At 65.5% G+C, this 23057-nt stretch carries 22 protein-coding genes; 17 read left to right on the top strand and 5 right to left on the bottom strand.

Annotated features, from left to right (window positions below; genetic code table 11):
* Positions 1 to 44: 44 nt before the first annotated feature.
* Positions 45 to 1178 (bottom strand): DUF4439 domain-containing protein, encoded by a 1134-nt coding sequence (locus AC5RVN_RS06940; protein WP_494137468.1) that lies wholly within the window; start codon positions 1176 to 1178, stop codon positions 45 to 47.
* A 107-nt stretch (positions 1179 to 1285) separates the two neighbouring features.
* Between AC5RVN_RS06940 and rimP the strand changes: the two genes are divergently transcribed.
* The 5 genes from rimP (at position 1286) to rbfA (ending at position 7233) form a co-directional block, all read left to right on the top strand.
* Positions 1286 to 1894 carry a ribosome maturation factor RimP gene (rimP, locus tag AC5RVN_RS06935; protein WP_494040872.1) on the top strand — a complete coding sequence of 203 codons (609 nt, stop codon included), beginning with the start codon at positions 1286 to 1288 and terminating at the stop codon, positions 1892 to 1894.
* Positions 1894 to 2874: a transcription termination factor NusA gene (gene nusA / locus AC5RVN_RS06930; protein ID WP_494040871.1), complete on the top strand. Its 981-nt coding sequence runs from the start codon at positions 1894 to 1896 to the stop codon at positions 2872 to 2874. Before rimP ends, nusA begins: the two co-directional genes overlap by 1 nt.
* Positions 2875 to 3057: 183 nt before the next feature.
* Complete coding sequence (locus AC5RVN_RS06925) at positions 3058 to 3396, top strand: YlxR family protein (protein WP_494041331.1); 339 nt, start codon at positions 3058 to 3060, stop codon at positions 3394 to 3396.
* Positions 3397 to 3548: 152 nt separating this feature from the next.
* Entirely contained in the window at positions 3549 to 6467 is a 2919-nt protein-coding gene (infB, locus tag AC5RVN_RS06920) for a translation initiation factor IF-2 (protein ID WP_494137467.1), read from the top strand.
* Between the two features lie 253 nt (positions 6468 to 6720).
* Complete coding sequence (gene rbfA / locus AC5RVN_RS06915; protein WP_494104715.1) at positions 6721 to 7233, top strand: 30S ribosome-binding factor RbfA; 513 nt, start codon at positions 6721 to 6723, stop codon at positions 7231 to 7233.
* Between the two features lie 71 nt (positions 7234 to 7304).
* On the opposite strand, the gene AC5RVN_RS06910 is transcribed toward rbfA, so the two are convergent.
* Positions 7305 to 8423, bottom strand: coding sequence for a ScyD/ScyE family protein (locus AC5RVN_RS06910; RefSeq protein ID WP_494137466.1), 1119 nt, complete (start codon positions 8421 to 8423; stop codon positions 7305 to 7307).
* A gap of 180 nt (positions 8424 to 8603) precedes the next feature.
* On the opposite strand from AC5RVN_RS06910, the gene AC5RVN_RS06905 reads away from it, so the two are divergent.
* Together AC5RVN_RS06905 and trxA are read left to right on the top strand one after the other, a co-directional pair.
* A complete protein-coding gene (locus AC5RVN_RS06905; RefSeq protein ID WP_494040867.1) occupies positions 8604 to 9092 on the top strand; it encodes a nucleoside deaminase in 489 nt (162 codons plus the stop codon).
* 2 nt (positions 9093 to 9094) lie between these two features.
* Complete coding sequence (trxA, locus tag AC5RVN_RS06900; RefSeq protein WP_494137465.1) at positions 9095 to 9532, top strand: thioredoxin; 438 nt, start codon at positions 9095 to 9097, stop codon at positions 9530 to 9532.
* Between the two features lie 22 nt (positions 9533 to 9554).
* Here the strand turns inward: trxA and AC5RVN_RS06895 are convergent, their stop codons facing one another.
* Positions 9555 to 10721, bottom strand: a complete 1167-nt coding sequence (locus AC5RVN_RS06895) for a pyridoxal phosphate-dependent aminotransferase (RefSeq protein ID WP_494137464.1) — start codon at positions 10719 to 10721, stop codon at positions 9555 to 9557.
* Between the two features lie 120 nt (positions 10722 to 10841).
* Between AC5RVN_RS06895 and truB the strand changes: the two genes are divergently transcribed.
* From truB to AC5RVN_RS06845, 10 genes are all read left to right on the top strand, one after another.
* On the top strand, positions 10842 to 11783 hold the full coding sequence (gene truB, locus AC5RVN_RS06890; protein ID WP_494137463.1) for a tRNA pseudouridine(55) synthase TruB: 942 nt from the start codon (positions 10842 to 10844) through the stop codon (positions 11781 to 11783).
* A 2-nt stretch (positions 11784 to 11785) separates the two neighbouring features.
* Positions 11786 to 12139 carry a hypothetical protein gene (locus AC5RVN_RS06885; RefSeq protein WP_494104720.1) on the top strand — a complete coding sequence of 118 codons (354 nt, stop codon included), beginning with the start codon at positions 11786 to 11788 and terminating at the stop codon, positions 12137 to 12139.
* An 88-nt stretch (positions 12140 to 12227) separates the two neighbouring features.
* A complete protein-coding gene (locus AC5RVN_RS06880; protein WP_494041329.1) occupies positions 12228 to 12650 on the top strand; it encodes a hypothetical protein in 423 nt (140 codons plus the stop codon).
* A 135-nt stretch (positions 12651 to 12785) separates the two neighbouring features.
* Complete coding sequence (locus tag AC5RVN_RS06875; RefSeq protein ID WP_494040862.1) at positions 12786 to 13769, top strand: bifunctional riboflavin kinase/FAD synthetase; 984 nt, start codon at positions 12786 to 12788, stop codon at positions 13767 to 13769.
* A 39-nt stretch (positions 13770 to 13808) separates the two neighbouring features.
* Positions 13809 to 14663, top strand: coding sequence for a tryptophan 2,3-dioxygenase (gene kynA, locus AC5RVN_RS06870; protein WP_494040861.1), 855 nt, complete (start codon positions 13809 to 13811; stop codon positions 14661 to 14663).
* Positions 14660 to 15925, top strand: a complete 1266-nt coding sequence (kynU, locus tag AC5RVN_RS06865) for a kynureninase (protein ID WP_494137462.1) — start codon at positions 14660 to 14662, stop codon at positions 15923 to 15925. The genes kynA and kynU overlap by 4 nt, the downstream gene beginning before the upstream one ends.
* 203 nt (positions 15926 to 16128) lie before the next feature.
* Complete coding sequence (gene rpsO / locus AC5RVN_RS06860; protein ID WP_013600532.1) at positions 16129 to 16398, top strand: 30S ribosomal protein S15; 270 nt, start codon at positions 16129 to 16131, stop codon at positions 16396 to 16398.
* A gap of 243 nt (positions 16399 to 16641) precedes the next feature.
* Positions 16642 to 18903, top strand: coding sequence for a polyribonucleotide nucleotidyltransferase (locus tag AC5RVN_RS06855; RefSeq protein WP_494137702.1), 2262 nt, complete (start codon positions 16642 to 16644; stop codon positions 18901 to 18903).
* Positions 18904 to 19018: 115 nt separating this feature from the next.
* Positions 19019 to 20362: a M16 family metallopeptidase gene (locus AC5RVN_RS06850; protein WP_494040859.1), complete on the top strand. Its 1344-nt coding sequence runs from the start codon at positions 19019 to 19021 to the stop codon at positions 20360 to 20362.
* A 62-nt stretch (positions 20363 to 20424) separates the two neighbouring features.
* Positions 20425 to 20940 (top strand): DUF1579 domain-containing protein, encoded by a 516-nt coding sequence (locus tag AC5RVN_RS06845; RefSeq protein WP_494137461.1) that lies wholly within the window; start codon positions 20425 to 20427, stop codon positions 20938 to 20940.
* A gap of 14 nt (positions 20941 to 20954) precedes the next feature.
* Here AC5RVN_RS06845 and AC5RVN_RS06840 read toward each other — a convergent pair whose 3' ends face one another.
* Together AC5RVN_RS06840 and AC5RVN_RS06835 are read right to left on the bottom strand one after the other, a co-directional pair.
* Complete coding sequence (locus tag AC5RVN_RS06840) at positions 20955 to 22709, bottom strand: HNH endonuclease signature motif containing protein (protein WP_494137460.1); 1755 nt, start codon at positions 22707 to 22709, stop codon at positions 20955 to 20957.
* A 77-nt stretch (positions 22710 to 22786) separates the two neighbouring features.
* Positions 22787 to 23053: a MoaD/ThiS family protein gene (locus AC5RVN_RS06835; protein WP_494137459.1), complete on the bottom strand. Its 267-nt coding sequence runs from the start codon at positions 23051 to 23053 to the stop codon at positions 22787 to 22789.
* Between the last annotated feature and the right edge of the window lie 4 nt (positions 23054 to 23057).

The raw sequence follows: 23057 nt of genomic DNA, 5'->3' as shown, positions 1-23057 counted from the left end.
GCATCAAGGCCCGGGTATTGGCGCCCGGGCAGTCGAAGGCCGCCCTACGCAGGCAGTTGCGGCAGCTGGGCAGCGTCCACCACAAGGCCCGGCAGGGGAACCGCCCCGGCGCCCCAGTGCTGGGCGCGGCGCGCTGCTCCCTGCAGTGCGGACAAGGCCCAGGCCCGGGTGGATCCATCTGCAATCGCCACAATGTCCCCATAAGCGGGCAAAATGTCTGACTCCAGCCCGGCAAGTCCTGCCGCTGGCGCATCAAGGAACGCCTGGTTCAGGACGTAACCAGGCTGTTGCGGAACCGGGCCCCTGCAGTGTCTCAGGCTTAACGTTTCGGCCTGTACCGCAAGGTCCTGGTGCTGTTTCAGGAAGTCCGACGCCGGGCCCGCCCCTTCGGACGGAAGGCGGCTGAGGGCGGCCTGGTACCCGTACACGGTCTCCCGCTCAGCCACAGCCACGGCTGCAAGGGCGGCCCCAACGCTGGTGTCCGCATCCGCTTGCTCCTCGGGCGCGGTCGGTGCGGCCGGGCAGGCAGAGGCCTCAGCGGACTTTGTTGGGCCGGGTGCCCCTGACGCAGCTGCCGGAGCTGTTGCCGGCCCTGTTCCTGCGCCCTGGGCCCCAAACCGTTCGGCTGCCAGGAGCTGCGCCGTGCCGGTCCCCGCCAGCAGGCGGGCCATGCCGCCGTCGGCCGTCTCCGCGTCCTTCAGCCGTTGCTGCCCGCTGGCGGCCAGTGCGGCGGCGAACTCCGCCGGCGTGACCTGGGCAGGAGGAGCCGGCGACGGCGGAGAAGCTGAAGGCGAAGCGCCGGCAGGAGGCGCGGTGGCTGAGGCCGCAGCAGCCCTGGCGGACGCAGGGTCAGTGGGGGCAGGCCCTGCGGGAAGCAGCAGCGCCCGGGCCTGGATGGTCAGCAATGTCACAACCCCGTCCACCGGGGGCATAGCCGTTGCACCGGCGGCGGCGTTTCCTCCGGTAGCGGCAAGTTCCAGCCCGGCGGACCGCAGCCGCATTGTCTCTTCGTACGCGGCCGCGCGGGCCCGTTCTGAGAACGGCGGTTCCGCAGGGGCAGGCGGTTCAGGGGGGATGAAGGCGAATCCCAGGCTCAGGACGAGGAGGGCTGCGAGCGAAAAAACGGCGTACCGGAAATAGCGCATCTGCAGGCGGTTTTCCTGGCTGTCGTCTGTCACAACAGACCATGGTGTCACGCCGGGGGTAGAACTTCGTGCACCAAGGAACCGCTAAAATAGCTACGCTAGTACACACAACATCATCTAAACGGGAGGCGGCCGGCATCGTGAGCAATGCAGAAGCCACGGCTTCATCAGACCGGACCGGTACGGGTAAGGCCGAGGCCGCGCACAATCCGGAAGCTGCACGGCTCAGGGCCCTTCTTGAACCCTCGGTCCAGGCCAACCGCCTCTACCTGGAGGACGTGGCCATCATCCCCGGTTCCCATCGGGTGGTCCACGTGGTGGTGGACCTGCCGCAGGAGGAAACCGGCGGCGTAAGCCTGGATGTCATTGCCGATATCTCCAAGGTGCTTTCCGATGTGCTGGACAACGATCCCGGTGACGATGGGCGTCCCTACGACCTTGAAGTCTCTTCCCCCGGCGTCGGCCGGCCGCTGACCGAGCCGCGCCACTGGCACCGCGCCAAGGGGCGCATGGTCAAGGTCAATGTTGTCCAGGGCGACAACATCACTGGCCGGATCAAGTCCGTCGACGACGGCGGCGTGACGCTTGTGCCCGAGATCGCCGTGAAAAAGGGCATGAAGCCCAGGCAGGGCGAACCCCTCAAGCTTCCTTTCGACAGGATCCGCAACGGAAAAGTCGAGATCGAATTCAGCCACCTCAACGAGGACGGTCTGGAAACTGCACACAATGGACCTTCTGAGGAGGCCTGATGGATATTGACATGAGCGCACTGAGGCTTCTGGAGCGTGAGCGTGAAATCCCGCTGGACCTCCTGATCCCCACCATCGAGCAGGCGCTCCTGGTGGCTTACCACAAGTCGCCCGGCGCCTTCGAAAAGGCCCGCGCGGAGCTGGACCGCAAGAGCGGCCACGTGACCATTTGGGCCGTGGAGATTGACGACGACGGCGCCCCCATCGGCGAGTTCGAGGACACCCCGGAAGGGTTCGGCCGCATCGCCGCCAGCACCGCCCGCCAGATCATCCTGCAGCGGCTGCGTGACGTGGAGGACGACAACGTCCTGGGCGAGTTCAAGGGCCGGGAAGGCGAACTGGTGGCCGGAACAATCCAGCAGGGCCACAACCCGCACATGGTCCAGGTCAACCTCGGCGCTGTGGAAGCACTCCTTCCGCCGCCCGAACAGGTGCCGGGGGAGAAGTACATCCACGGCAACCGCCTGCGTGCCCTGGTCATCGACGTCCACCGCGGTTCCAAGGGCCCGTCCGTGACGCTGTCCCGTTCGCACCCGGGGCTGGTCCGTAAGCTCTTCGAACTGGAAGTACCGGAAATCGCCGACCGTTCGGTCGAGATCGTCGCCCTGGCCCGGGAAGCGGGACACCGCACCAAGATTGCCGTGAAGGCAAACGCTCCGGGCATCAACGCCAAGGGCGCGTGCATCGGCGAAATGGGTTCACGCGTGCGGGCCGTCATGACTGAACTGAATGACGAAAAGATCGACATTGTCGACTTCAGCGAAAATCCGGCCACGTTCATCGCCAGTGCATTGTCCCCGTCGCGGGTGAATTCGGTCACCATAACCGACGAGGCAACCCGTTCGGCCCGCGTCGTGGTTCCCGATTACCAGCTCTCGCTGGCCATCGGCAAGGAGGGCCAGAACGCCCGCCTGGCCGCCAAGCTCACCGGCTGGCGCATCGACATCGTCTCCGACGCAGCGACCCCCCGCGAAAACTAGTCCCGCCGGTTACCGGCCAGCCGCGCCGCGACCACAAATGCGTTTCGGGCAGAACGGCCCGGAGGGGCTAGAATAGATAAGGCCGCGCCCAACGGCCGGCAGTTGTGCGCCCTGCGCGTGTCCCTTCCGCTGAACAAGCGGAGGCAAGGCATGACGGGGCCGGCAGATATGAACGTCAGGAAGATGACCGTGGCAGAGCTTTCCACCGGGAGTCAACCGGAACGTACCTGCATCGGCTGCCGGAAAAAGGGCAAGCGGTCCGAACTACTCCGGCTCGTCGCCGAAGGCAGCGGTTCCACCGCTGTCCTTGTGGATGAACGACGCCGGATGGCTGGCCGGGGTGCATGGCTGCACCCCAGTGAATCGTGCCTTGCTCTGGCCTTAAAACGGCGGGCTTTCGGACGTGCCCTGTCGGGCGCAACCGGAACCGCCGCCGTCGAACGCTGGATCAAGGAAGCGAGCGTTGCAGCCACGGCAACTGCAACACCAACCGTCCAACCTGAAAGCGGGTCAGAAATCTGATGGAAACCCGATGAGTTCCCAGCGATGAGTGCGCAACGATGACAACTTTGTTGCGCTCTGCAATGGGCCCTTCTGCACCAATCGCGGCTGGGGCCCGCAGTAAGAAGTAGACGGTTCGTGCCTGGCTCGGTGCGGACCGAGACAGGAGAAATGTGGCCAAGGTCCGCGTACACGAGCTCGCCAAAGAGCTCGGTATAACTTCCAAAGATGCAGTGACAAAACTGCAGGAACTGGGCGAATTCGTTCGCTCCGCCTCTTCCACCATTGAGGCCCCCGTTGTGCGCAAACTGCGCAACGCCTTCCCCGACGCTGCTGCCAAGGCATCAGCTCCGGCCGCCGCGCCCAAGGCAGCCGCTCCCGCGGCAGAGGCGCGTCCTTCCACCCCCGCTCCCGGTCCGGCAGCGCCCAAGGCTCCGGCCCCCAAGGCGCAGGAACCTGCCCCCGCCGCACCGGCACCCGCAGCTCCCGCTGCACCGGCGCCGGCAGCACCTGTTGCCAGCACTCCGGCGGCTCCGGCCGCTCCGGCAGCGGCTGCTGCACCGTCCACCGGCGCAAAGCCCGGTGCGCGCCCGGCCCCCAAGGCCGAGACCCCGGCTGCACCCACCCGCCCCGGTGGATCACAGGGTGGTTCCGCTCCCCGTCCCGGCGGTCCCCGTCCGGGCAACAATCCCTTCGCCACCTCGCAGGGCATGCCCCGCGGCCGTGGCGGCGACGGTGAGCGCGCACCCCGTCCCGGCAACAACCCGTTCGCCACCTCCCAGGGCATGCCCCGTCCGGGTGGAAGCCGTACCGACGGCGACCGTCCCGGCGGTCCGCGCCCCGCAGCAGGTGCCGGCGGCCCCCGTCCCGGTGGTCCCCGTCCCGCAGCAGGCGCCGGTGGGCCTCGTCCCGCCGCAGGCGCCGGCGGTCCGCGCCCCGGCGCACCCCGCCCCGGTGGCGCCGGTGGAAACCGTCCTACTCCGGGCATGATGCCCAACCGCACCGAACGCCCGGCTCCGGCCGGTGCTGGACGTCCAGGTGCCGGCGGCCGCGGCCCGGCACGCCCGGGTGGCGCTCCCGGAACAGGTGGTCCCGGTGGCGGCGGCGGTGCTCCCGCCGGTGGTGGCTTTGGCAAGGGCGGCCGCGGACGCGGCGGCACCCAGGGTGCCTTCGGCAAGGGTGGCGCCGGACGCGGCAAGCAGCGCAAGTCGAAGCGTGCAAAGCGCCAGGAACTTGAGCAGATGAGTGCCCCGTCGCTGGGTGGCGTGAGCGTACCCCGCGGCGACGGCAACACTGTCATCCGCCTCCGCCGCGGCTCGTCCATCACGGACTTCGCCGACAAGATCGAGGCAAACCCCGCCGCGCTGGTCACCGTGCTGTTCCACCTCGGTGAAATGGCAACAGCCACCCAGTCGCTGGATGAGGAAACCTTTGCGCTGCTGGGCGAGGAGCTTGGCTACAAGCTCCAGGTCGTATCGCCGGAGGACGAGGAGCGCGAGCTGCTCTCCACCTTCGATATCGACTTCGAAGCAGAGCTGGAAGCCGAAGGCGACGAAGACCTCGAGGCACGTCCTCCGGTTGTCACCGTCATGGGCCACGTGGACCACGGTAAGACCCGCCTGCTTGATGCCATCCGCAAGTCCGACGTCATGGCGGGCGAGCACGGCGGCATCACCCAGCACATCGGTGCCTACCAGGTCACCCACAACCACGAAGGCAACGACCGGAAGATCACCTTCATCGATACCCCGGGCCACGAGGCGTTCACCGCCATGCGTGCCCGTGGTGCGAAGGTCACCGACATCGCCATCCTGGTGGTCGCAGCGGACGACGGCGTTATGCCCCAGACCGTTGAAGCCCTCAACCACGCGCAGGCAGCCAACGTCCCGATCGTGGTGGCCGTGAACAAGATCGACAAGGAAGGCGCCAACCCGGACAAGGTCCGCGGCCAGCTGACCGAGTACGGCCTGGTTCCCGAAGAATACGGTGGCGACACCATGTTCGTGGAGGTCTCTGCCCGCCAGAACCTCAACATCGACGAGCTGCTCGAGGCAGTCCTGCTCACCGCAGACGCTGCCCTGGACATGCGCGCCAACCCGAACAAGGACGCCCGCGGTATCGCCATCGAAGCCAACCTGGACAAGGGCCGCGGTTCCGTGGCCACCGTCCTGGTGCAGTCCGGCTCGCTGCGCGTCGGCGACACCATCGTTGCAGGCACGGCCCACGGCCGCGTCCGTGCGATGTTCGACGACGACGGCAGCGCCCTGACCGAGGCCGGCCCGTCCCGCCCCGTCCAGGTGCTGGGTCTGTCCAACGTGCCGCGCGCAGGCGACACCTTCTTCGTGACCGCTGACGAGCGCACCGCCCGCCAGATCGCCGAGAAGCGTGAAGCAGCGGACCGTAACGCCGCCCTGGCCAAGCGCCGCAAGCGCATCAGCCTGGAAGACTTCGACCAGGCAGTGGCCGACGGCAAGATCGACACCCTCAACCTCATCCTCAAGGGTGACGTGTCCGGTGCCGTGGAAGCCCTCGAAGACGCCCTGCTCAAGATCGACGTCGGCGAAGGCGTGCAGCTGCGCGTCATCCACCGCGGCGTTGGTGCCATCACGCAGAACGACGTCAACCTGGCGACGGTGGACAGCGCCGTCATCATTGGCTTCAACGTCAAGCCCGCCGAGCGTGTTGCCGAACTGGCAGACCGCGAAGGCGTGGACATGCGCTTCTACTCCGTCATCTACTCCGCGATTGATGACATCGAGATGGCGCTCAAGGGCATGCTCAAGCCGGAATACGAAGAGTTCCAGCTGGGTACGGCCGAAGTCCGCGAAGTCTTCCGCTCCTCCAAGTTCGGAAACATCGCCGGCTCGATCGTCCGCTCGGGCATCATCCGACGCAACACCAAGGCACGCATCAGCCGCGACGGCAAGATCATCGGTGACAACCTCACCGTTGAGACGCTCAAGCGCTTCAAGGACGACGCCACTGAGGTCCGCACGGACTTCGAGTGTGGTATCGGTCTTGGCTCCTACAACGACATCACCGAAGGCGACATCATCGAGACCTTCGAGATGCGTGAGAAGCCGCGCGTCTAAGCGTTGATGCTCTACCGGTGCGGGGCCGTCGGGATTTTTCCGGCGGCCCCGCCCCTTCGCTGGGTGGCCAACGTCTTACGACGTCGGCCACCCAGCTCCGGCAGGCCCGATGCCACTCCCGGGCCGCCGGAGAAATCCCGACGGGAGTCCCGTCGTACACTCGCTTTAGGTGGGTGGCAAAAACGCAAACGTACGTATGGCCCCGTCGGGGCGCCGTCGTACCCCCAAATTTTTCTTCTTATAGGAGTTGTTCATGGCTGATCCGGCACGTGCTGCCAAGTTGGCGCAGCGGATTAAGGTTGTTGTTGCTGAGGCCCTGGGCCGGAAGGTTAAGGATCCCCGGCTGGAGGGCATCACTGTTACTGATGCCCGGGTGACGAACGATCTGCAGCACGCCACCCTTTACTACACCGTTTTCGGTGACGAGGCCGTCCAGGCTGATGCTGCCAAGGGCCTGGAGAAGGCCAAGGGTGTGCTTCGGCAGGAAGTGGGGCGCAACCTCAGCATCCGACTGACTCCCACCCTCGAATTCGTATCCGACGAAATCCCCGTCAACGCCTCCAACCTGGAGGAACTGCTGCGGGAGGCCAAGAGGCGTGACGCCGAAGTGGCCGCCCTGGCTGCCAACGCGAGTCACGCCGGGGACGCCGATCCCTACAGGAGCGATGCGTCCGCGGACGTGGACATCGACGAAGACGATTTTGATGAAGAGGACTTCGACGTCGCAGACGACGAGGAACTCAAGGAGGACGGCACCAAGCAGTAACCGTTGCTGACAGGGAAAACCCCGGCCCGCAGTTGCGGACCGGGGTTTTTGCTTCCCAAATGGTGGCCGGATTACCTGATGTCCACCTTTATCACCCGGCCTTCGGCGGGAGGAGGCGGTGGGGCGGCCGGGTTCACTGCATCGACCGTCGCATACAAAGTTCGGCCTTGAATTTCTACGTCGGCCGGTGCAGGGACCGGAAGGAACACTGACCGCTGGCCCTTCCAAGCGCTGAACCTGATGATCTCGTTGCCGAACAGCGAGGCAACATACACATCACCGGAGTTTGCCACTGCCAGCCCGGTGGCACTGAGGATCCCGTCCGCCCACAGCTTGGTGCGGCCATTCCAGGGGTTGATCTTGAAAACCGCGCCGCGTGCGCCCAGGCCAGGGGCTTCGGGGCCGCCAGGAAGCGATGTCACGTACAGCCAGCCGTCCGGGCCGATCTCCACGTCAGTTGGAACGGGTTCGAAGGCGTACTTGAAGTTTGCACAGTCTGGTGCCCCCAGAGCAGTGGCGGTCTGTTGCGTGAGGACCGAAGGCCGGGGAGGCAGAACCGCCAGCGTGCTGACGGCGCCCGAGTGAATGTTGACCTTCAGGATGGCGTTTGCCCCTGCGTCGGCGATGTAAGCGGTGTTGCCTTGGACGGCAGTGGCGTAGGCGTTCGAGTCCAGGGCGCCCGTGTACCGTGCCCCCGGAGCACCCGGAACCGCTGCGGCCTGCTCCAGGCACTTACTGCTGGCATCCGCTCCAAACCCGTAGTGCTGGCCCGCATCGGGGTTGTTTTTCCGCTCATGTTCGGCCAGGTCCGCAATGGTCCTGACATCTCCCCGCGGGCTGATCGCTTTCAAATGGCCCCGCAGGGCGGCAGGGTCGTTGGAGCCGGCGCCTGCGGTTTCGAGGAAGAACGTTGTGGCGCCACGGGTCTCCACACCCGCTACGCCCCGGCCAGGATCTGCCTGGTAGATGTCGTTGACGCTGCCGTCCCTGTTGACACGGCTCAGCTTCCCCGCGAAATCCTGCGTTACGTAAATGGACCTATTTGTTCCGATGGCCAGGTGCAGCGGTGAGACGAGCCCGCCAACTATTTCCCTGGCCTCCGGCTCCCGGTCAGAAGCGGCCGACGGGCCCGCCGGTGCGATGGCAGCGGCCACGGCGGTGCAGACGATGATGCTGAGTCTTTTTTTCATTGGGTACTCCGGGTTCGATGCCCTCTGCGGGCCGGTATGGGAAGCCTCGCAAGAGGCGAAAAAACGGAAAACCCCCGGCGCCAGAGTATTCCTCCCAGGCAACTATGTCGCAGGGAAATTCCCCCTATTCAGCCCCCTATTTACGTCCCCTGGGACCATACCCTTGGCTAGGATCTAGCTATGACTCAGGCGGACCAACAGCAGCTCAATGCCACGCAGTACCTCGAACAGGCGGTAGCCCTCGCCACCCGAAACGTCGAGGACGGGGGAGGGCCGTTCGGCGCAGTGGTGGTGACGAAGGACGGGCGGGTTCACGAGGGCGTCAACCGCGTCACCCGCGACAACGATCCCACTGCCCACGCCGAAGTGGTGGCCATCCGTACGGCTGCCGCTGCCGTGCGGAACTTCGACCTGCGCGGTGCGGTCCTCTACGCCAGCTGCGAGCCGTGCCCGCTGTGCCTGGCTTCTGCCCTCTGGGCCCGGATAGACCGTGTGTTCTTTGCAGCAGACCGGTACGGTGCAGCGTCCGCGGGTTTTGACGACGCCATCTTCTACGACTACTTTTCTGGTACCCGCCCCGACCTGTTGCCCGTCAGCAGAGGTGAGGTCCCGGCGTCGGACGCTCCTTTCCGGGCGTGGGGCGCCCACAAGAACAGGAAAGACTATTAGGCATGGAAGCCACCCTTGTCAGCTGTCCGCACTGCGGGAAGACCAACAGAATCCCCGCCGCCGCTGCGGGCCGGCCGCGCTGCGGCAGCTGCCGCGCCGGGCTGCCCTGGATCGTGGAGGCCGGGGATTCGGACTTCAGCACTGTGGCCGAACAGTCGCCGGTTCCGGTGCTGGTGGACTTCTGGGCTGCCTGGTGCGGTCCATGCCGGATGGTCAGTCCAGCCCTGGATAAACTGGCGCGCGAACGTGCCGGTGAAGTGAAGCTGGTGAAGGTCGACGTCGACAAATCCCCGGGCCTGTCCCGGCGTTTCGACGTGAAGGCCATCCCCACCCTGATGGTGCTGGTTGACGGGCAGGTGGCTGCCCGGCAGGCGGGGGCAGCTCCCGCAGACGTCCTGCGCGCTTGGCTGGACGGTGCTCTTTCCGGCACCCGCCGTTGAGACGGGACCCCGGCGGCAGGGCCTAGACGCGTTCCGGCAGCCGGGCCACGCCGTCGAGCAGTTCCTGCCTCTTGCCGCACAGCGCGATCCGCACCCAGCCCTCGCCGATGGAGCCGAAGGCAGTTCCCGGAGCGAGCGCAACGCCTGACTCCATCAGGAAGCGCCGCACCCACCCGCGGACGTCGCCGCCGCTGACATGGGACACGTCCGCCCAAAGGTAGAACGCGCCGTCGGCCTTCAAGTAGGGGATGCCCTTGGCATCGAGTACGGCGGAGGCGGCGTCCCGGTTGGCCCGGTAATGCCCATGGGCTTGCTCGACGTAATCCTGCGGTCCCGTGAGGGCGGCAAGCGCGGCGTACTGGGAGGGCGATGCCACGCACGAGACGATTGATTCCATCACGTTGTTCATCTTCTGCTCCAGTCCCGGCGGGCAGATGAGGGCGCCGATGCGGAGCCCGGTAAGGCCATAGGTTTTGGACAGGGTCAGCGAGGTGAAAACGCGCGCCTCACCCGGCAGGACGCCGTCGAACCGTGCAGGGCTTACGTGCGGGACATCGTAGGTGAACGCCTCATAGCACTCGTCCGATATCACCCACAGGTCGTGCCGGCGGGTCAGCTCGACGAGTTCGCGGGTCAGGTCCTCGCCGAGAACCGCGCCCAGCGGGTTGGAGGGCGAGTTCAGGACCAGCACCCGCGTCCGGTCCGTGATCAGCGCCTCGATGTCACCGGTTCGAGGCTGGAAGCCGTGCTCAGGATAGAGCGGGTAACCCACCGGGACAGCATTCAAGAGGCGGCTGGTCATGGCGAAGGTGGGGTAGCCCGGGTTGGGGATCAGGATCTCATCGCCGGGGGAGAGCAGCAGGCTCATGGCAAAGTGCAGGCCCTGCTGGGCGCCGTCCACCACATACACCCGGTCCGCGCCTATCTCACTGTTGTGGCCGGCACCAGCGCGCTCCCTGAACCTGGCAGCAAACGCCTCCCGCAGCGCCGGGATGCCGGCGTTGGGGGTGTAATTGGTTTCGTCCCTGTCCAGGGAGGCCATGCCGGCGTCGAGGATGTGGCGGGGGAGCGGGAAGCCCGGTTCCCCGATGCTGAGGACCAGGGCCCCGGGGGTCCGCCACGCGGCTTCGGTGATTTCCCGGATCTGGTTCACAGGGACGTCGCGGACGTGCGCGGCAAGCTCAGGCATGCCTGCCATCCTAACTGGCTGGCTACCGGCGTTACCGGCGGAAAGGGCGCTGGCATGGCTCCCTTGCGCCCAATCCGGGCGTGGGCGGGCGCCGGGACCAGCGCCGATATACTGGGGAGCGTGCTTTCTGGACTGGTGATAGTGGACAAACCGCAGGGATGGACCAGCCATGATGTGGTTGGCCGGATGCGGCGCCTCGCCGGTACCCGGAAAGTGGGTCACGCCGGAACGCTGGATCCGATGGCCACAGGCGTCCTGGTGGTGGGCATCAACAAAGCCACCCGCCTGCTGACCTACATCGTGGGCACCTCCAAGACCTACACCGCCACCATCCGCCTGGGCCAGTCCACGGTGACGGACGACGCCGAAGGTGAGGTTACGGCCGCTGCCGGCACTGCCGCTGTGGACGAGCAGGCTATTCACGACGGCGTTGCCGCCCTCACCGGGCAGATCCAGCAGGTGCCCAGCAGCGTGAGCGCCATTAAGGTGAACGGGGAGAGGGCGTACGCCCGGGTCCGCTCCGGTGAAGAGGTGAAGCTCGCAGCGCGCCCCGTCACCATCCACCGCTTCGAGGTGCACAGCATCAACAGGGACACCGGGGCCGACGTCGTGGACCTGGACGTTACAGTTCAATGCTCCTCCGGGACGTACATCCGCGCCCTTGCCCGGGACCTCGGCAACGCACTCGGCGTCGGCGGACACCTCACGGCCCTCCGGCGCACGCACGTAGGGCCCTACTCCCTTGAGCAGGCACGCACCCTCGAACAGCTTGCGGACGGGCTCAACGTTCTGGACATGGCCGAGGCTGCCCGGGCGCTAATGCCCAACCGCGAGCTCAGCGCGGAAGAGACCATTGAGATTTCCTTTGGCCGGCGCATTGCCGCCGGTGCCGCGCCCGGCAGCCCGGGAGCAGCCACAGCTGAGCATCCCGCCGCCGCGTTCGCCCCTGACGGAAGCCTGGTGGCGCTGCTTGCGGACGCCGGCAGCTTCGCCAAGCCCGTGCTGGTGTTCGCCCCCGGTACTGGTACTGGTATCGGCGCCGGTGCGTCCGGGGTGGCCTGAGGGTGGACGCCTACTTTTACATCATCCTGGTGGTGGGGCTGCTTTCCAGCGGAGTCTGCCTGCTGGCCGGCATCCTGAAGAAAGCACCCAACGACGTCACTATCCTCTCGGTGGCCGCGGTCGAGGTGGCCCTGCTGGTGTACCTGGTGGGATCGGTCGTGCGTGTGGTTGCGGGCGAGCCCATTGCCGGGGAGGCCTGGGAATTCTGGGGCTACCTCGCCACCGCGATGCTCCTGCCGCCCGCAGCCGTCTACTGGGCCATCCTGGAACGTACCCGGTGGAGCAACTTTGTCCTGGCCGCCGTGGGTGTCACCGCGCTGGTGATGGCCGCCCGAATGAACCAGATCTGGTACTGAAGTGGAAGAAGCACGCAACGTGAAAGACCAGCACTCCGCCCCTGGCGCAGCCGATACCGGCGCAGCCCATGCCGGTGCGGCCAAGGACGTGGCTCCCAACGGAACCGGGTCCAGGAACACCCGCAATACCGGGCCCGGACGCCTGCTCATCGCTGTTTATGCGGTCTTCGCCATCTCGGCTTCTGCCCGCGCCGGGTATCAAATCCTCACCAAGTTCTCCGAGGCCCCGCTGGCGTACCTGCTGTCCGCGTTCGCCGCACTCGTGTACGTCATTGCCACGGTATCCCTTGCCCGGGCCGGCAGTACGTGGTTCAAAGTATCCGTGGCAGCGGTCCTGGTGGAACTGGTCGGGGTACTCGTTGTGGGCGGCCTGAGCGTCTTCGACCCGGTCCAGTTCCCGCACGAGACGGTATGGTCCCTTTTTGGCCGCGGTTACGCGTTCATTCCCCTGCTGCTGCCCGTCCTTGGCCTGGTGTGGCTCTACCGGCGGCGGCCGTCCCGCAGGTCCTGACACCTGTCCGTCGGGCCAGGCGGCAACCCCGGCCACCTGGCAATAGCGGTTGCGTGAATGCGGGTAATCTTTAGAGAGTTCCGCGGCCGGCAGGGTCCGGGACGTCGATATTTTCAGCAGTAAAAGGCGAGGGTGATGGTCTACATCTGGAACGATCCGTCCGAGGTCCCGGCGGACTTCGGCCCATCTGTTGTCACCTTTGGGAACTTCGACGGAGTTCACCGCGGCCACCAGCAGGTGCTGTCCCAGCTGATCCGCACTGCCCGCCTCACCCGCTCCAGGTCGGTGGCCATCACGTTCGACCCCCACCCGGCCCTGGTCCACCGTCCCGAGTCCGCGCCGGAGCTGATCATGGGCCTGCACGACAAACTGGAGGCGCTGGGCGAGCTGGGCCTGGATGCCATCCTGGTGATGAAGTACTCCCTGGATCTGGCCAGCCTCACCGCTGAGGAATTCGTGGAGCAGTTCCTGGTGGACCGCCTGCACGCGAGCCACGTAGTGATCGGCCACGACGCCCGGTTCGGCCGCGGAAACTCCGGCGACCTGGACACCATGCAGGCCCTTGGCGGGAAGTTTGGGTTCGAAGTCCAGGTCATCAGTGAGTTTGGCTCGGAGGGCTACCCCCTGCATGACGACGACGGCACGGACCGCCGCTGCTCCTCCACCTGGGTGCGTGAGGCACTGCAGGAGGGTGACGTGGCCACTGCCGCGGCAGTACTGGGGCGCGCGCACCGGATGCGCGGGGAAGTTGTCCATGGCGCCGCCCGCGGCCGTGCCCTCGGATTTCCTACGGCTAACCTGTCCAGCAACTCCAGCGGGCTCATCCCTGCGGACGGCATCTACGCCGGCTGGCTTGTAGACCAGGCCGGGACGCGATGGCCTGCAGCTATTTCCGTCGGGTCGAATCCCACGTTCGATGGTGTGAGCCGGCAGGTCGAAGCCCATGTCATCGACCGGCCCCACGAAGCGGTGGAGGATTTCGATCTGTACGGCCAGACAGTGGTTGTTGAATTCGTGGCCCGGCTGAGGGGCATGGTGGCATACCGTGGGCCGGAGGCGCTGGTGGACCAGATGCGGCTGGATGTGGTCCAGGCGCACAACCTCCTCGCCAGGCGCTGACCCGTCCGCCAGGACAGCGCTCAAGGGAAAGGCATCACCGTGTCCGTTGAGAAAAACACCAGGAAACTGGACGAAGGCATAGTCCGCGACTTCAGCACACGGATGAGCTACGCCTCGTACCTGCACCTGCCAACCCTGCTGAGTGCACAGCATCCTGTCAGCCAGCCGGAACATCACGATGAAATGCTGTTCATCATTCAGCACCAGACCACCGAACTGTGGCTCAAGCTGGTGTTGCACGAACTCCGGAGCACCGCGGCCTGGCTCCGTGCGGATGATCTGGGGTCCGCGCTCAAGGGCATAGCCCGGGTCAAGCACATCCAAAAGACCCTCACCGAGCAGTGGTCAGTGCTGGCCACCCTGACGCCCACCGAGTATTCACAGTTTCGCGGCTTCCTGGGCAATTCCTCCGGCTTCCAGTCAAGCCAGTACCGGGCCGTTGAATTCATCCTCGGCAACAAGGACCGCAAGATGCTTCCGGTGTTCGAGTCGGATCCGGAAGCCTACGCCATGCTCGATGAGGTGCTTTCCGCGCCCAGCATCTATGACGAATTCCTGGCCTACCTTGCCCGGCAGGGGTTTGCTGTGCCCCGCTCGGTACTGGAGCGGGACGTTACCTCTGCCCACGAATTCACCCCCGACCTGGTGCCGCTCTTCAAGCACATCTACGAGAACGCTGCGGATAACTGGGGCGCCTACGAGGCGTGCGAGGAGCTGGTGGACCTCGAGGACAACTTCCAGCTGTGGCGCTTCCGGCACCTGCGCACCGTGCAGAGGACCATCGGCATGAAAACAGGGACCGGCGGCTCAAGCGGGGCCGCGTTCCTGCAGAAGGCCCTCGAACTGACCTTTTTCCCAGAACTTTTCGCTGTCAGGACGGAGATCGGCCAATGACCACACAGGAGCACGTTGCCGGAACCACAAAAGATGCGGACGCCGCCTTGCAACAGCGCGCGGCCGAGCTGGACCGCAAGGACCCTCTGGCCCAGTACAGGAGCCGGTTCATCGGCACGGACACGCCCTTGTCCTACCTGGACGGCAACTCCCTGGGCCGGCCGCTTCAGCGCACGGCGGAGGACATCAGCGCCTTCATCCGCGACGGCTGGGGAGGACGCCTGATCCGGGGCTGGGACGAGGAATGGCTGGACCTGCCCCAATCCATTGGCGACCAGCTGGGCCGGGCCGTGCTCGGCGCCGCCCCGGGACAGACAATCATCGCGGATTCCACCACCGTGGTGCTGTACAAGCTGATCCGGGCAGCCCTGGCAGCCGTGGCAGACCCGGACCGGAACGAACTGGTCCTGGACACGGAAAATTTCCCTACCGACCGCTACCTTGTGGAGGGCATTGCCCTTGAGGAAGGCCTGACACTCCGCTGGATTGAAACGGACCCCAACGCGGGGGTGACAGTTGAGCAGGTGCGCAACGCGGCTGGACCGCGCACCGCCGTCGTACTTTTGAGCCACGTCGCCTACCGTTCCGGCCATCTGGCGGACTTGCCGGGCATCACGGCAGCAGTGCACGACGCCGGGGCACTGGTGGTGTGGGACCTTTGCCATTCCGCCGGTTCAGTGGAGATGGACCTGGACAGCGCGGACGTGGACTTCGCTGCCGGCTGCACCTACAAGTACCTCAACGGCGGGCCCGGTTCGCCCGCGTTCGCCTACGTCAACCACCGCCACCTTGCCTCGCTCAATCAGCCTATCTGGGGATGGATGGGCCGCAAGGATGCCTTTGACATGGGCTCCGGTTATGAACCAGCTCCCGGCATCCGCGGTTTCCTCAGCGGTACGCCCGCCATATTCGGGATGCTTGCCATGCGGGGGACCCTCGACCTTATTGAGGAAGCAACCATGGCTGCCGTACGGGCGAAATCGGTGCAGCTGACCGCCTTCGCCGTCGAGATCTTCGAAGCCTGGCTGGCGCCCCTGGGGGTGGAGCTCGCCTCGCCGCGGGAGCCGGGGGAGCGGGGCAGCCACATCACCCTGGACCACCCCGGTTTTACCAAAGCAACTGTCGCGTCCCTCTGGGATGACGACGTCATCCCGGACTTTCGCGCGCCGCGCGGCGTTCGCGTGGGGCTGTCCCCGCTGAGCACCAGCTTCGCGGAAGTACTGCACGGGATGGCTGCAATCCGGAAGCAACTGGCGCGGTAGGGCAGCAGCTTCCCTCCCGGGAGATGCCTGTTTCGACAAGATTGGGCAGGCGCCGGTAAACTGGGGGATGGATCCGGCTGCAGTCCGTGGCGGCTGGTTCCTGTTGTGTGTGGCATAGTCCTGTTTCTCCGGACCAGCCGCCGCGGCAGACCCGGCAGTGAGTTACTGACCTGGGCCCTCACGGCACATCCCTAGGAGTTATTGTGGCACTTGACGCCGCTGTAAAGCAGTCCATCATCAAGGAATACGCAACCGGAGAAGGCGACACCGGTTCACCGGAGGTCCAGGTTGCAGTCCTTACCCAGCGGATCAAGGATCTGACTGAGCACATGAAGGAGCACAAGCACGATTACCACACCCAGCGCGGTCTGCTGGCCATGGTTGGTCGTCGCAAGCGCATGCTGAGCTACCTCAAGAAGACTGACATCGCCCGCTACCGTTCGCTCATCGAGCGCCTCGGCCTGCGCCGCTAGTCGGACTTTGGGGCGGCCCTTTCCGGAACGGAACGGGCCGCTCCTTCAATGAAAAAAACTAAACAGGAGGATCAACCGCATCACGCATTCGCGGTCCTCGGTAGTGATCTCCGGGAACGGCTTCGTTGACTGAAGCCCCGGCCCGTGGGTCTCGATCGACGACCGGGTGCAGGGCCAGTCGACAGATGCTGGCCTGGGTTGATGCGGCTGGACTTCCGTAAAACAGAAACGGAGGTGACTCTCTTGGAGGGTCCCGAAATCCAGTTCTCAGAAGCAGTCATTGACAATGGCCGTTTTGGCAAGCGTGTGATCCGCTTTGAAACCGGCCGCCTTGCCAAGCAGGCAGCCGGCGCAGCAATGGTGTACATCGACGATGACACCGCCCTGCTGTCCGCAACCACGGCCGGCAAGCACCCGCGTGAAGGCTTTGACTTCTTCCCGCTGACGGTCGACGTCGAAGAGCGCATGTACGCTGCCGGACGCATCCCGGGCTCGTTCTTCCGCCGCGAAGGACGCCCGTCCACCGAAGCCATCCTGGCCTGCCGCCTGATGGACCGCCCGCTGCGCCCCGCCTTCATCAAGGGCCTTCGCAACGAGGTCCAGATTGTTGTGACCGTCCTGGCCATCAACCCTGACGAGCTCTACGACGTGGTGGCCATCAACGCCTCCTCCATGTCCACCCAGCTTTCCGGCCTGCCGTTCTCCGGCCCCATCGGTGGCGTCCGCGTTGCCCTGGTTGGCGACGAAAACGGATCACAGTGGGTTGCTTTCCCCAAGCACTCGCAGCTGGAAAACTCCGTCTTCAACATGGTGGTAGCCGGCCGCGTGGCCGGTGACGACGTCGCCATCATGATGGTGGAAGCCGAAGCCACCGACAACTCCTGGAACCTCATCAAGGAACAGGGCGCCACCGCCCCCACCGAAGAGGTTGTCTCCGAAGGCCTCGAGGCTGCAAAGCCGTTCATCAAGGCACTCTGCGACGCCCAGGCGGACCTGGCTGCCCGCGCGGCCAAGCCCACTGTTGAGTTCCCGGTCTTCCTGGACTACGAGGACGACGTATACGCCGCTGTTGAGTCCGCCGCCGCCGAGAAGCTGGCTGCTGTCTTCCAGATCGCCGACAAGCAGGAGCGCGACAACGCTTCCGACGTCCTGAAGGACGAGGTTACCTCTTCCCTCGCCGGCCAGTTCGAAGGCCGTGAGAAGGAAGTGTCCGCAGCATTCCGCTCGGTCACCAAGCACGTTGTGCGCCAGCGCATCCTCAAGGATCAGATCCGCATTGACGGCCGCGGCCTGACGGACATCCGTCAGCTCACCGCCGAGGTCGAGGTTCTGCCGCGCGTTCACGGTTCGGCCATCTTCGAGCGCGGCGAGACACAGATCATGGGTGTCACCACGCTGAACATGCTGAAGATGGAACAGCAGATCGACTCGCTGTCGCCGGTGAAGACCAAGCGCTACATGCACAACTACAACTTCCCGCCGTACTCCACCGGTGAAACGGGCCGCGTCGGTTCCCCGAAGCGCCGCGAAATCGGCCACGGCGCCCTGGCCGAGCGTGCACTCGTGCCGGTCCTGCCGTCCCGCGAAGAGTTCCCGTACGCCATCCGGCAGGTATCCGAGGCCCTCGGTTCCAACGGCTCGACGTCGATGGGTTCCGTCTGCGCCTCCACCCTGTCGATGCTGAACGCCGGTGTGCCCCTGAAGGCAGCTGTCGCAGGCATCGCCATGGGCCTGGTCTCCGACCAGGTTGACGGCCAGACGCGCTACGCGGCACTGACCGACATCCTCGGCGCCGAAGATGCCTTCGGCGACATGGACTTCAAGGTTGCCGGTACCTCCGAGTTCGTGACCGCCATTCAGCTGGACACCAAGCTTGACGGTATTCCCGCTTCGGTCCTGGCTGCAGCACTCAAGCAGGCCCGCGAAGCCCGCCTGCACATCCTCGAGGTCATCGACTCGGCCATCGACACCCCGGACGAGCTCTCCGAGTTCGCACCGCGCGTCATCGCCGTCAAGATCCCCGTGGACAAGATCGGCGAGGTCATCGGCCCCAAGGGCAAGATGATCAACCAGATCCAGGAGGACACCGGCGCCGACATCTCCATCGAGGACGACGGCACGGTCTACATTGGCGCCACCGACGGCCCGTCTGCAGACGCAGCACGCTCCGCCATCAACGCCATCGCGAACCCGCAGGTCCCGGAAATCGGCGAACGTTACCTGGGTACGGTCGTCAAGACCACCACCTTCGGTGCATTCGTATCGCTGACCCCGGGCAAGGACGGCCTCCTGCACATCTCCGAGCTGCGCAAGCTGGCCAACGGCAAGCGCGTGGACAACGTTGACGACGTTGTCTCGGTGGGCCAGAAGGTCCAGGTGGAAATCACCAAGATCGATGACCGCGGAAAGCTCTCGCTCGCCCCGGTTGTGGCCGAGGAAGAAGGCGCTGAGGTCGAGACCGAGCGCGCCCACACCACGGAACCTGCTGAAGGCGCTGACATCTAGCACTTCGGGTTTCCGGCACGGACAAGCATGAATCGGCGGGGCCGGTGGATGATCCACCGGCCCCGCCGCTGTTACGATGGCAGCCAGATCCCGGCTGCCCCTTTGAAAGGCCTCAATGACTGTAGTACCCCTGCCGCTCGAGCAGAACCACCGCGGCAACACCCTGGTCCACGGTTCCGACGGCGGCTCCGAGGTCCGGCGTTCGGTATTGCCCGGGGGAGTGCGGGTGCTGACAGAGGCAATGCCTGGCCAGCGCTCGGCTACCATCGGTTTCTGGGTGGGCGTCGGATCCCGTGACGAGGCCCCGGGACAGCACGGCTCCACCCACTTCCTCGAGCACCTCCTGTTCAAGGGAACCAGGCGCCGTACTGCGTTGGAGATCGCCTCGGCCTTTGACGAGGTGGGCGGGGAGTCCAACGCGGCCACAGCCAAGGAAAGCACCTGCTACTTCGCCCGGGTCCTGGACTCGGACCTGCCCATGGCCATCGACGTCATCGCCGACATGATCACCGGAGCCGTCCTGGATCCGGCGGAAATGGAGCAGGAACGGGACGTCATCCTCGAGGAAATCGCCATGGACAGTGACGACCCCACCGACGTCGCGCACGAACACTTTGTCTCGGCAGTGCTCGGCAGCCACCCCCTGGGCCGCCCTATCGGTGGCACACCGGACGCCATCAAAGCCGTGGCCCGTGACTCCGTGTGGGAGCACTACCAGAGGTATTACCGGCCGGATGAGCTGGTGATCACCGCAGCCGGCGGCTTGGAGCACGACGTCGTCTGTGACCTTGTGGTCAGCGCCCTTGAGTCCGCCGGGTGGTCGCTGAAGAGTGACGCCGCGCCGGTGGAGCGGCGTTCCACTGACCGGGCCCTGATTACGGGGACCGCCGGACTCCACGTGGTCAAGCGGGCAGTGGAGCAGGCGAACATCATCATGGGCTGCCCCACCATCGTTGCCACCGACGAGCGGCGTTATGTCATGAGCGTCCTGAACGCCGTGCTCGGCGGTGGGATGTCTTCGCGCCTCTTCCAGGAGATCCGGGAGAAGCGCGGTTTGGTCTACTCCACCTACTCCTTCGCTTCCTCCTACGCGGACGCCGGCTACTTCGGCATGTACGCGGGCTGCACGCCGTCCAAGGTGCGGCAGGTACTGGAACTGCTCGGCGCGGAATTGGACAAGCTTGCGGAGCATGGAATCACAGAGGACGAGCTGCGCAAGGCTGTAGGCCAGCTCGGCGGCGGCATCGTCCTGGCCCTGGAAGACACCGGGTCGCGGATGTCCCGGCTGGGCCGGGCAGAGCTCGTCTCCGGGGAGTACCAGGACATCGACGAAACCTTGCGCCTGATCAAATCCGTCACGGCCGAGCAGGTACAGGATCTTGCTGCGGAACTTGCCGCGGCGCCGAGGACTGTAACCGTGGTGGGACCGTTCGAGGAGACGGAGACTTTCGGTCTGTGACCGCGGCAAAACAACAACGCATCCCGCAAACGGCAGGACTTAAGCTCCGGAAGTGAGGGCCAGTGGAACGGACGCAGTCCGGCGGATTGCCGGGCGCCCTGGCTGCGTTCCTCGGTCACTGGCGCGGGAGCACCCGCCTTGCGGCTGGTCCCTGGGGGCCCGAGCGTACTGTTGATGCCGAAGTAACCTATACGCGCGTGGCAGGCGGTTTCGCGGTGGTCCAGAGCTACCGCCATGTCGAGCCGGACGGCGCGCATTTTGAAGGGCACGGGATGTTCACCGTGGATCCGGATCATCAGGACGTCCTGTGGTACTACGTGGACGGCGCCGGCCCGGCGCCGGACGCACCGGTCCGCTGTTTATGGCATGAAGGGGCCCTGCGGGTGGAACGGCACGGCAGTGCAGGGTGGACCCGGCACACGCTGCGCGTTGACGGCGACGTGCTGACCCATGTGACGGAGTTGCGTCCGCGCGGAGATGGCGCTGTACGGGAAAGTGGTCTTGCGGAGCGCGTAACCGCTGATGGTACTGGCACGGCATACAGCCCCTTCATGACGTCGTGGTTCAACAGAGACTGACATTCGGGCCCCGTTCAGGACAGGATCAAGTCCCAATTCCTTACCGGATCCGGCGGCAGGACGTATGGTTTCGCGTAAAAGTCCTCCCACACAGCATCGTCGGGCGGAATGTCGTCTGCGTCGACGAGGTTCTGGTCCGAAGGTTCTTCGTACGGAGGTTGAACGTACGGAGGTTGAACGCTTGGAGGCTCCTCGTACTGCGGTGGCGAGTCCCTCCCTTCAGCTAGAGGCGTCGGGGTGTCGGTTGAAGCGTCTGGCGAACTCCATGGCTCACGCCCAGCGAAAGCCGCGGGCCAGTGTGGTGGTTCCTGGTCGGGTTGTTCGCTTTTGTAGTGGCGGCCGGTGGGTGAGGTCCAGCCGGGTGGTTCGTTTCGGGTTGCTGGTGTGGGTGCCCATGGGGTGTTGTGTTTGAGGCGGTGGTGTTTGGGGCAGAGCTGGGCCAGGTTGTTGATTCCGGTGGTTCCGCCGTGGTGCCAGGCCTGAAGGTGGTCGGTTTCGTTGTCGGGGGTGCGGTTGTTGCAGCCGGGGAAGGTGCACTTACCGTCCCGCATCCGCAGCCAGCGCTTCATCGTTTCGGGGAGCCGGTAGCTTTTGCGGCCGATCTCCAGGGGCGTCCCATCCCTTGGGTCGACCAGGACCCGGTAGAAGGAGTTTGCCCCGTCCGCGACCAGTTTCCGGGCCATGGATGCCGGGATGGGTCCGTGGCCGTCGAGCATGGCGGGTTCGTCGATGAGGCCTAGGAGTGCGAACACCGGGACGGTCACCAGCACCTCGGTCCGGGGGGTGGGCACTTCAGCGCTTGGCTGCCCTGACCCGCCGCCAACGGTTGGTGCCGCGTTCCCGGCGGGAACGGGTCCGGTTGGAAGGACCCGAGCGCCGGGTACCTGCGTGCCGGGTACCTGTGTGCCGGGTTCGCGGGTGCGGAGTATCCGGTTGCAGAGGATGTCGGGGCGGAGTTGGGCCAGGGTGCGGGGTTCGTTGGGTCCTTGCAGGCCGCGGGCGGTGGCTGTGATGTTGTTCCACAGTGCAGAGGCTTTGTCCGCGGGCAGGTAGGCGGAGATCCAGGCCATGCCGTCCCGGTCCGGGCTGTATTCCATCCGCCGGTCGGCGGCGCTTTTGTTGTGCCGTGTTTCGAGGGATTCGGGGTGGTGGCGTTCGCGCCAGGTCCGTACTTTGGCCCGGAACCGGGAGGGGATCAGGTCCCCGGCGGCGGCTCCGCGGGCGGGGTTGGGTGCGTCCGGGTCCAGGAAGTGCGCGGTCAGGGCGGTTCCGCCGGCGGGGCCCAGGGTCTCGGTTTCGTCTGCGATGATCCGGGCGTGTTGCCACGAGATGGTGCCGGAGGACAGGGCGTCCATGGCCAGCGGCAGGGTGCAGAGCTGACGGGACTGGGTGATGAGCGCTGCGGCTGCGGGGGAGCTGATGGTCAGGATGCCGGCGATTTCCTCGGTCGCGGACATTTCGGCGTAAATCCGTTCGTGCACGGGTGCTTCCGGCGGGGTCATCGCGTGTTGGAGGTCGAGGGCCTCGGCGGCGTCGCGGGCTTTCAGCCCGGCCATTTGTGCTTCGAGTTTCGACAGCAGCCCCAGCCGGTCCAGCCGGAGTTCGTAGGCGCGCTGCAACACATCGATTTCGCCGCCAACACCGCTGCCGGCAGAGGCACCAGCGGCGCCAGCGGTCAGGGCGGCACCCTCAAGAAACAGCGCGTCCAGGACGGCCACGGAGGCATGAACACCCTTCATCGCTGCCGCTGTCCCCGCGCCGTTTTTCATACCGACATCATCCATCGAGGCACCGACAATTCCGGCGGGATGGGCTGTATGGCCGCCGGGAGGAGCCGGTAGGGTTCCTAGCCTCCAGCGAAAGGAGGCAGGACATCCACCACGTCGTCTGCACCCACAACTACAGACTGGTCCCTCACCGCCACCTCGTTAAGCAGGAAGCTGCTCCGGGACAAAATGCGGGGCAGCGGGGGAGTGCCCGCGGGAGGTTCCGGACGCTTCACGGACAGAACCGTTTGCAGCAGATCAGCGACAGTGGAGCCCGGCGCAAGGTCGAAGCTCTCTTCTTCAAGGCCTGCAGCGGCGCGTGCGGCAGCGAAGTAACGTACGTTCAAAAGT

Source organism: Arthrobacter sp. sptzw32 (assembly GCF_059089735.1).
Note: the sequence above shows the minus strand (reverse complement) of the source record. Positions and strands in the feature narration are given on the sequence as shown.

What these genes read in the sequence shown, in the direction of transcription:
- trxA (WP_494137465.1), top strand. Translation starts at nt 9,095, where the DNA reads ATGGAAGCCACCCTTGTCAGCTGTCCGCACTGCGGGAAGACCAACAGA.
- AC5RVN_RS06905 (WP_494040867.1), top strand. Translation starts at nt 8,604, where the DNA reads ATGACTCAGGCGGACCAACAGCAGCTCAATGCCACGCAGTACCTCGAA.
- AC5RVN_RS06875 (WP_494040862.1), top strand. Translation starts at nt 12,786, where the DNA reads ATGGTCTACATCTGGAACGATCCGTCCGAGGTCCCGGCGGACTTCGGC.
- rbfA (WP_494104715.1), top strand. Translation starts at nt 6,721, where the DNA reads ATGGCTGATCCGGCACGTGCTGCCAAGTTGGCGCAGCGGATTAAGGTT.
- AC5RVN_RS06840 (WP_494137460.1), bottom strand. Translation starts at nt 22,709, where the DNA reads ATGAAAAACGGCGCGGGGACAGCGGCAGCGATGAAGGGTGTTCATGCC.
- AC5RVN_RS06850 (WP_494040859.1), top strand. Translation starts at nt 19,019, where the DNA reads ATGACTGTAGTACCCCTGCCGCTCGAGCAGAACCACCGCGGCAACACC.
- nusA (WP_494040871.1), top strand. Translation starts at nt 1,894, where the DNA reads ATGGATATTGACATGAGCGCACTGAGGCTTCTGGAGCGTGAGCGTGAA.
- AC5RVN_RS06910 (WP_494137466.1), bottom strand. Translation starts at nt 8,423, where the DNA reads ATGAAAAAAAGACTCAGCATCATCGTCTGCACCGCCGTGGCCGCTGCC.
- AC5RVN_RS06895 (WP_494137464.1), bottom strand. Translation starts at nt 10,721, where the DNA reads ATGCCTGAGCTTGCCGCGCACGTCCGCGACGTCCCTGTGAACCAGATC.
- AC5RVN_RS06925 (WP_494041331.1), top strand. Translation starts at nt 3,058, where the DNA reads ATGACCGTGGCAGAGCTTTCCACCGGGAGTCAACCGGAACGTACCTGC.
- kynU (WP_494137462.1), top strand. Translation starts at nt 14,660, where the DNA reads ATGACCACACAGGAGCACGTTGCCGGAACCACAAAAGATGCGGACGCC.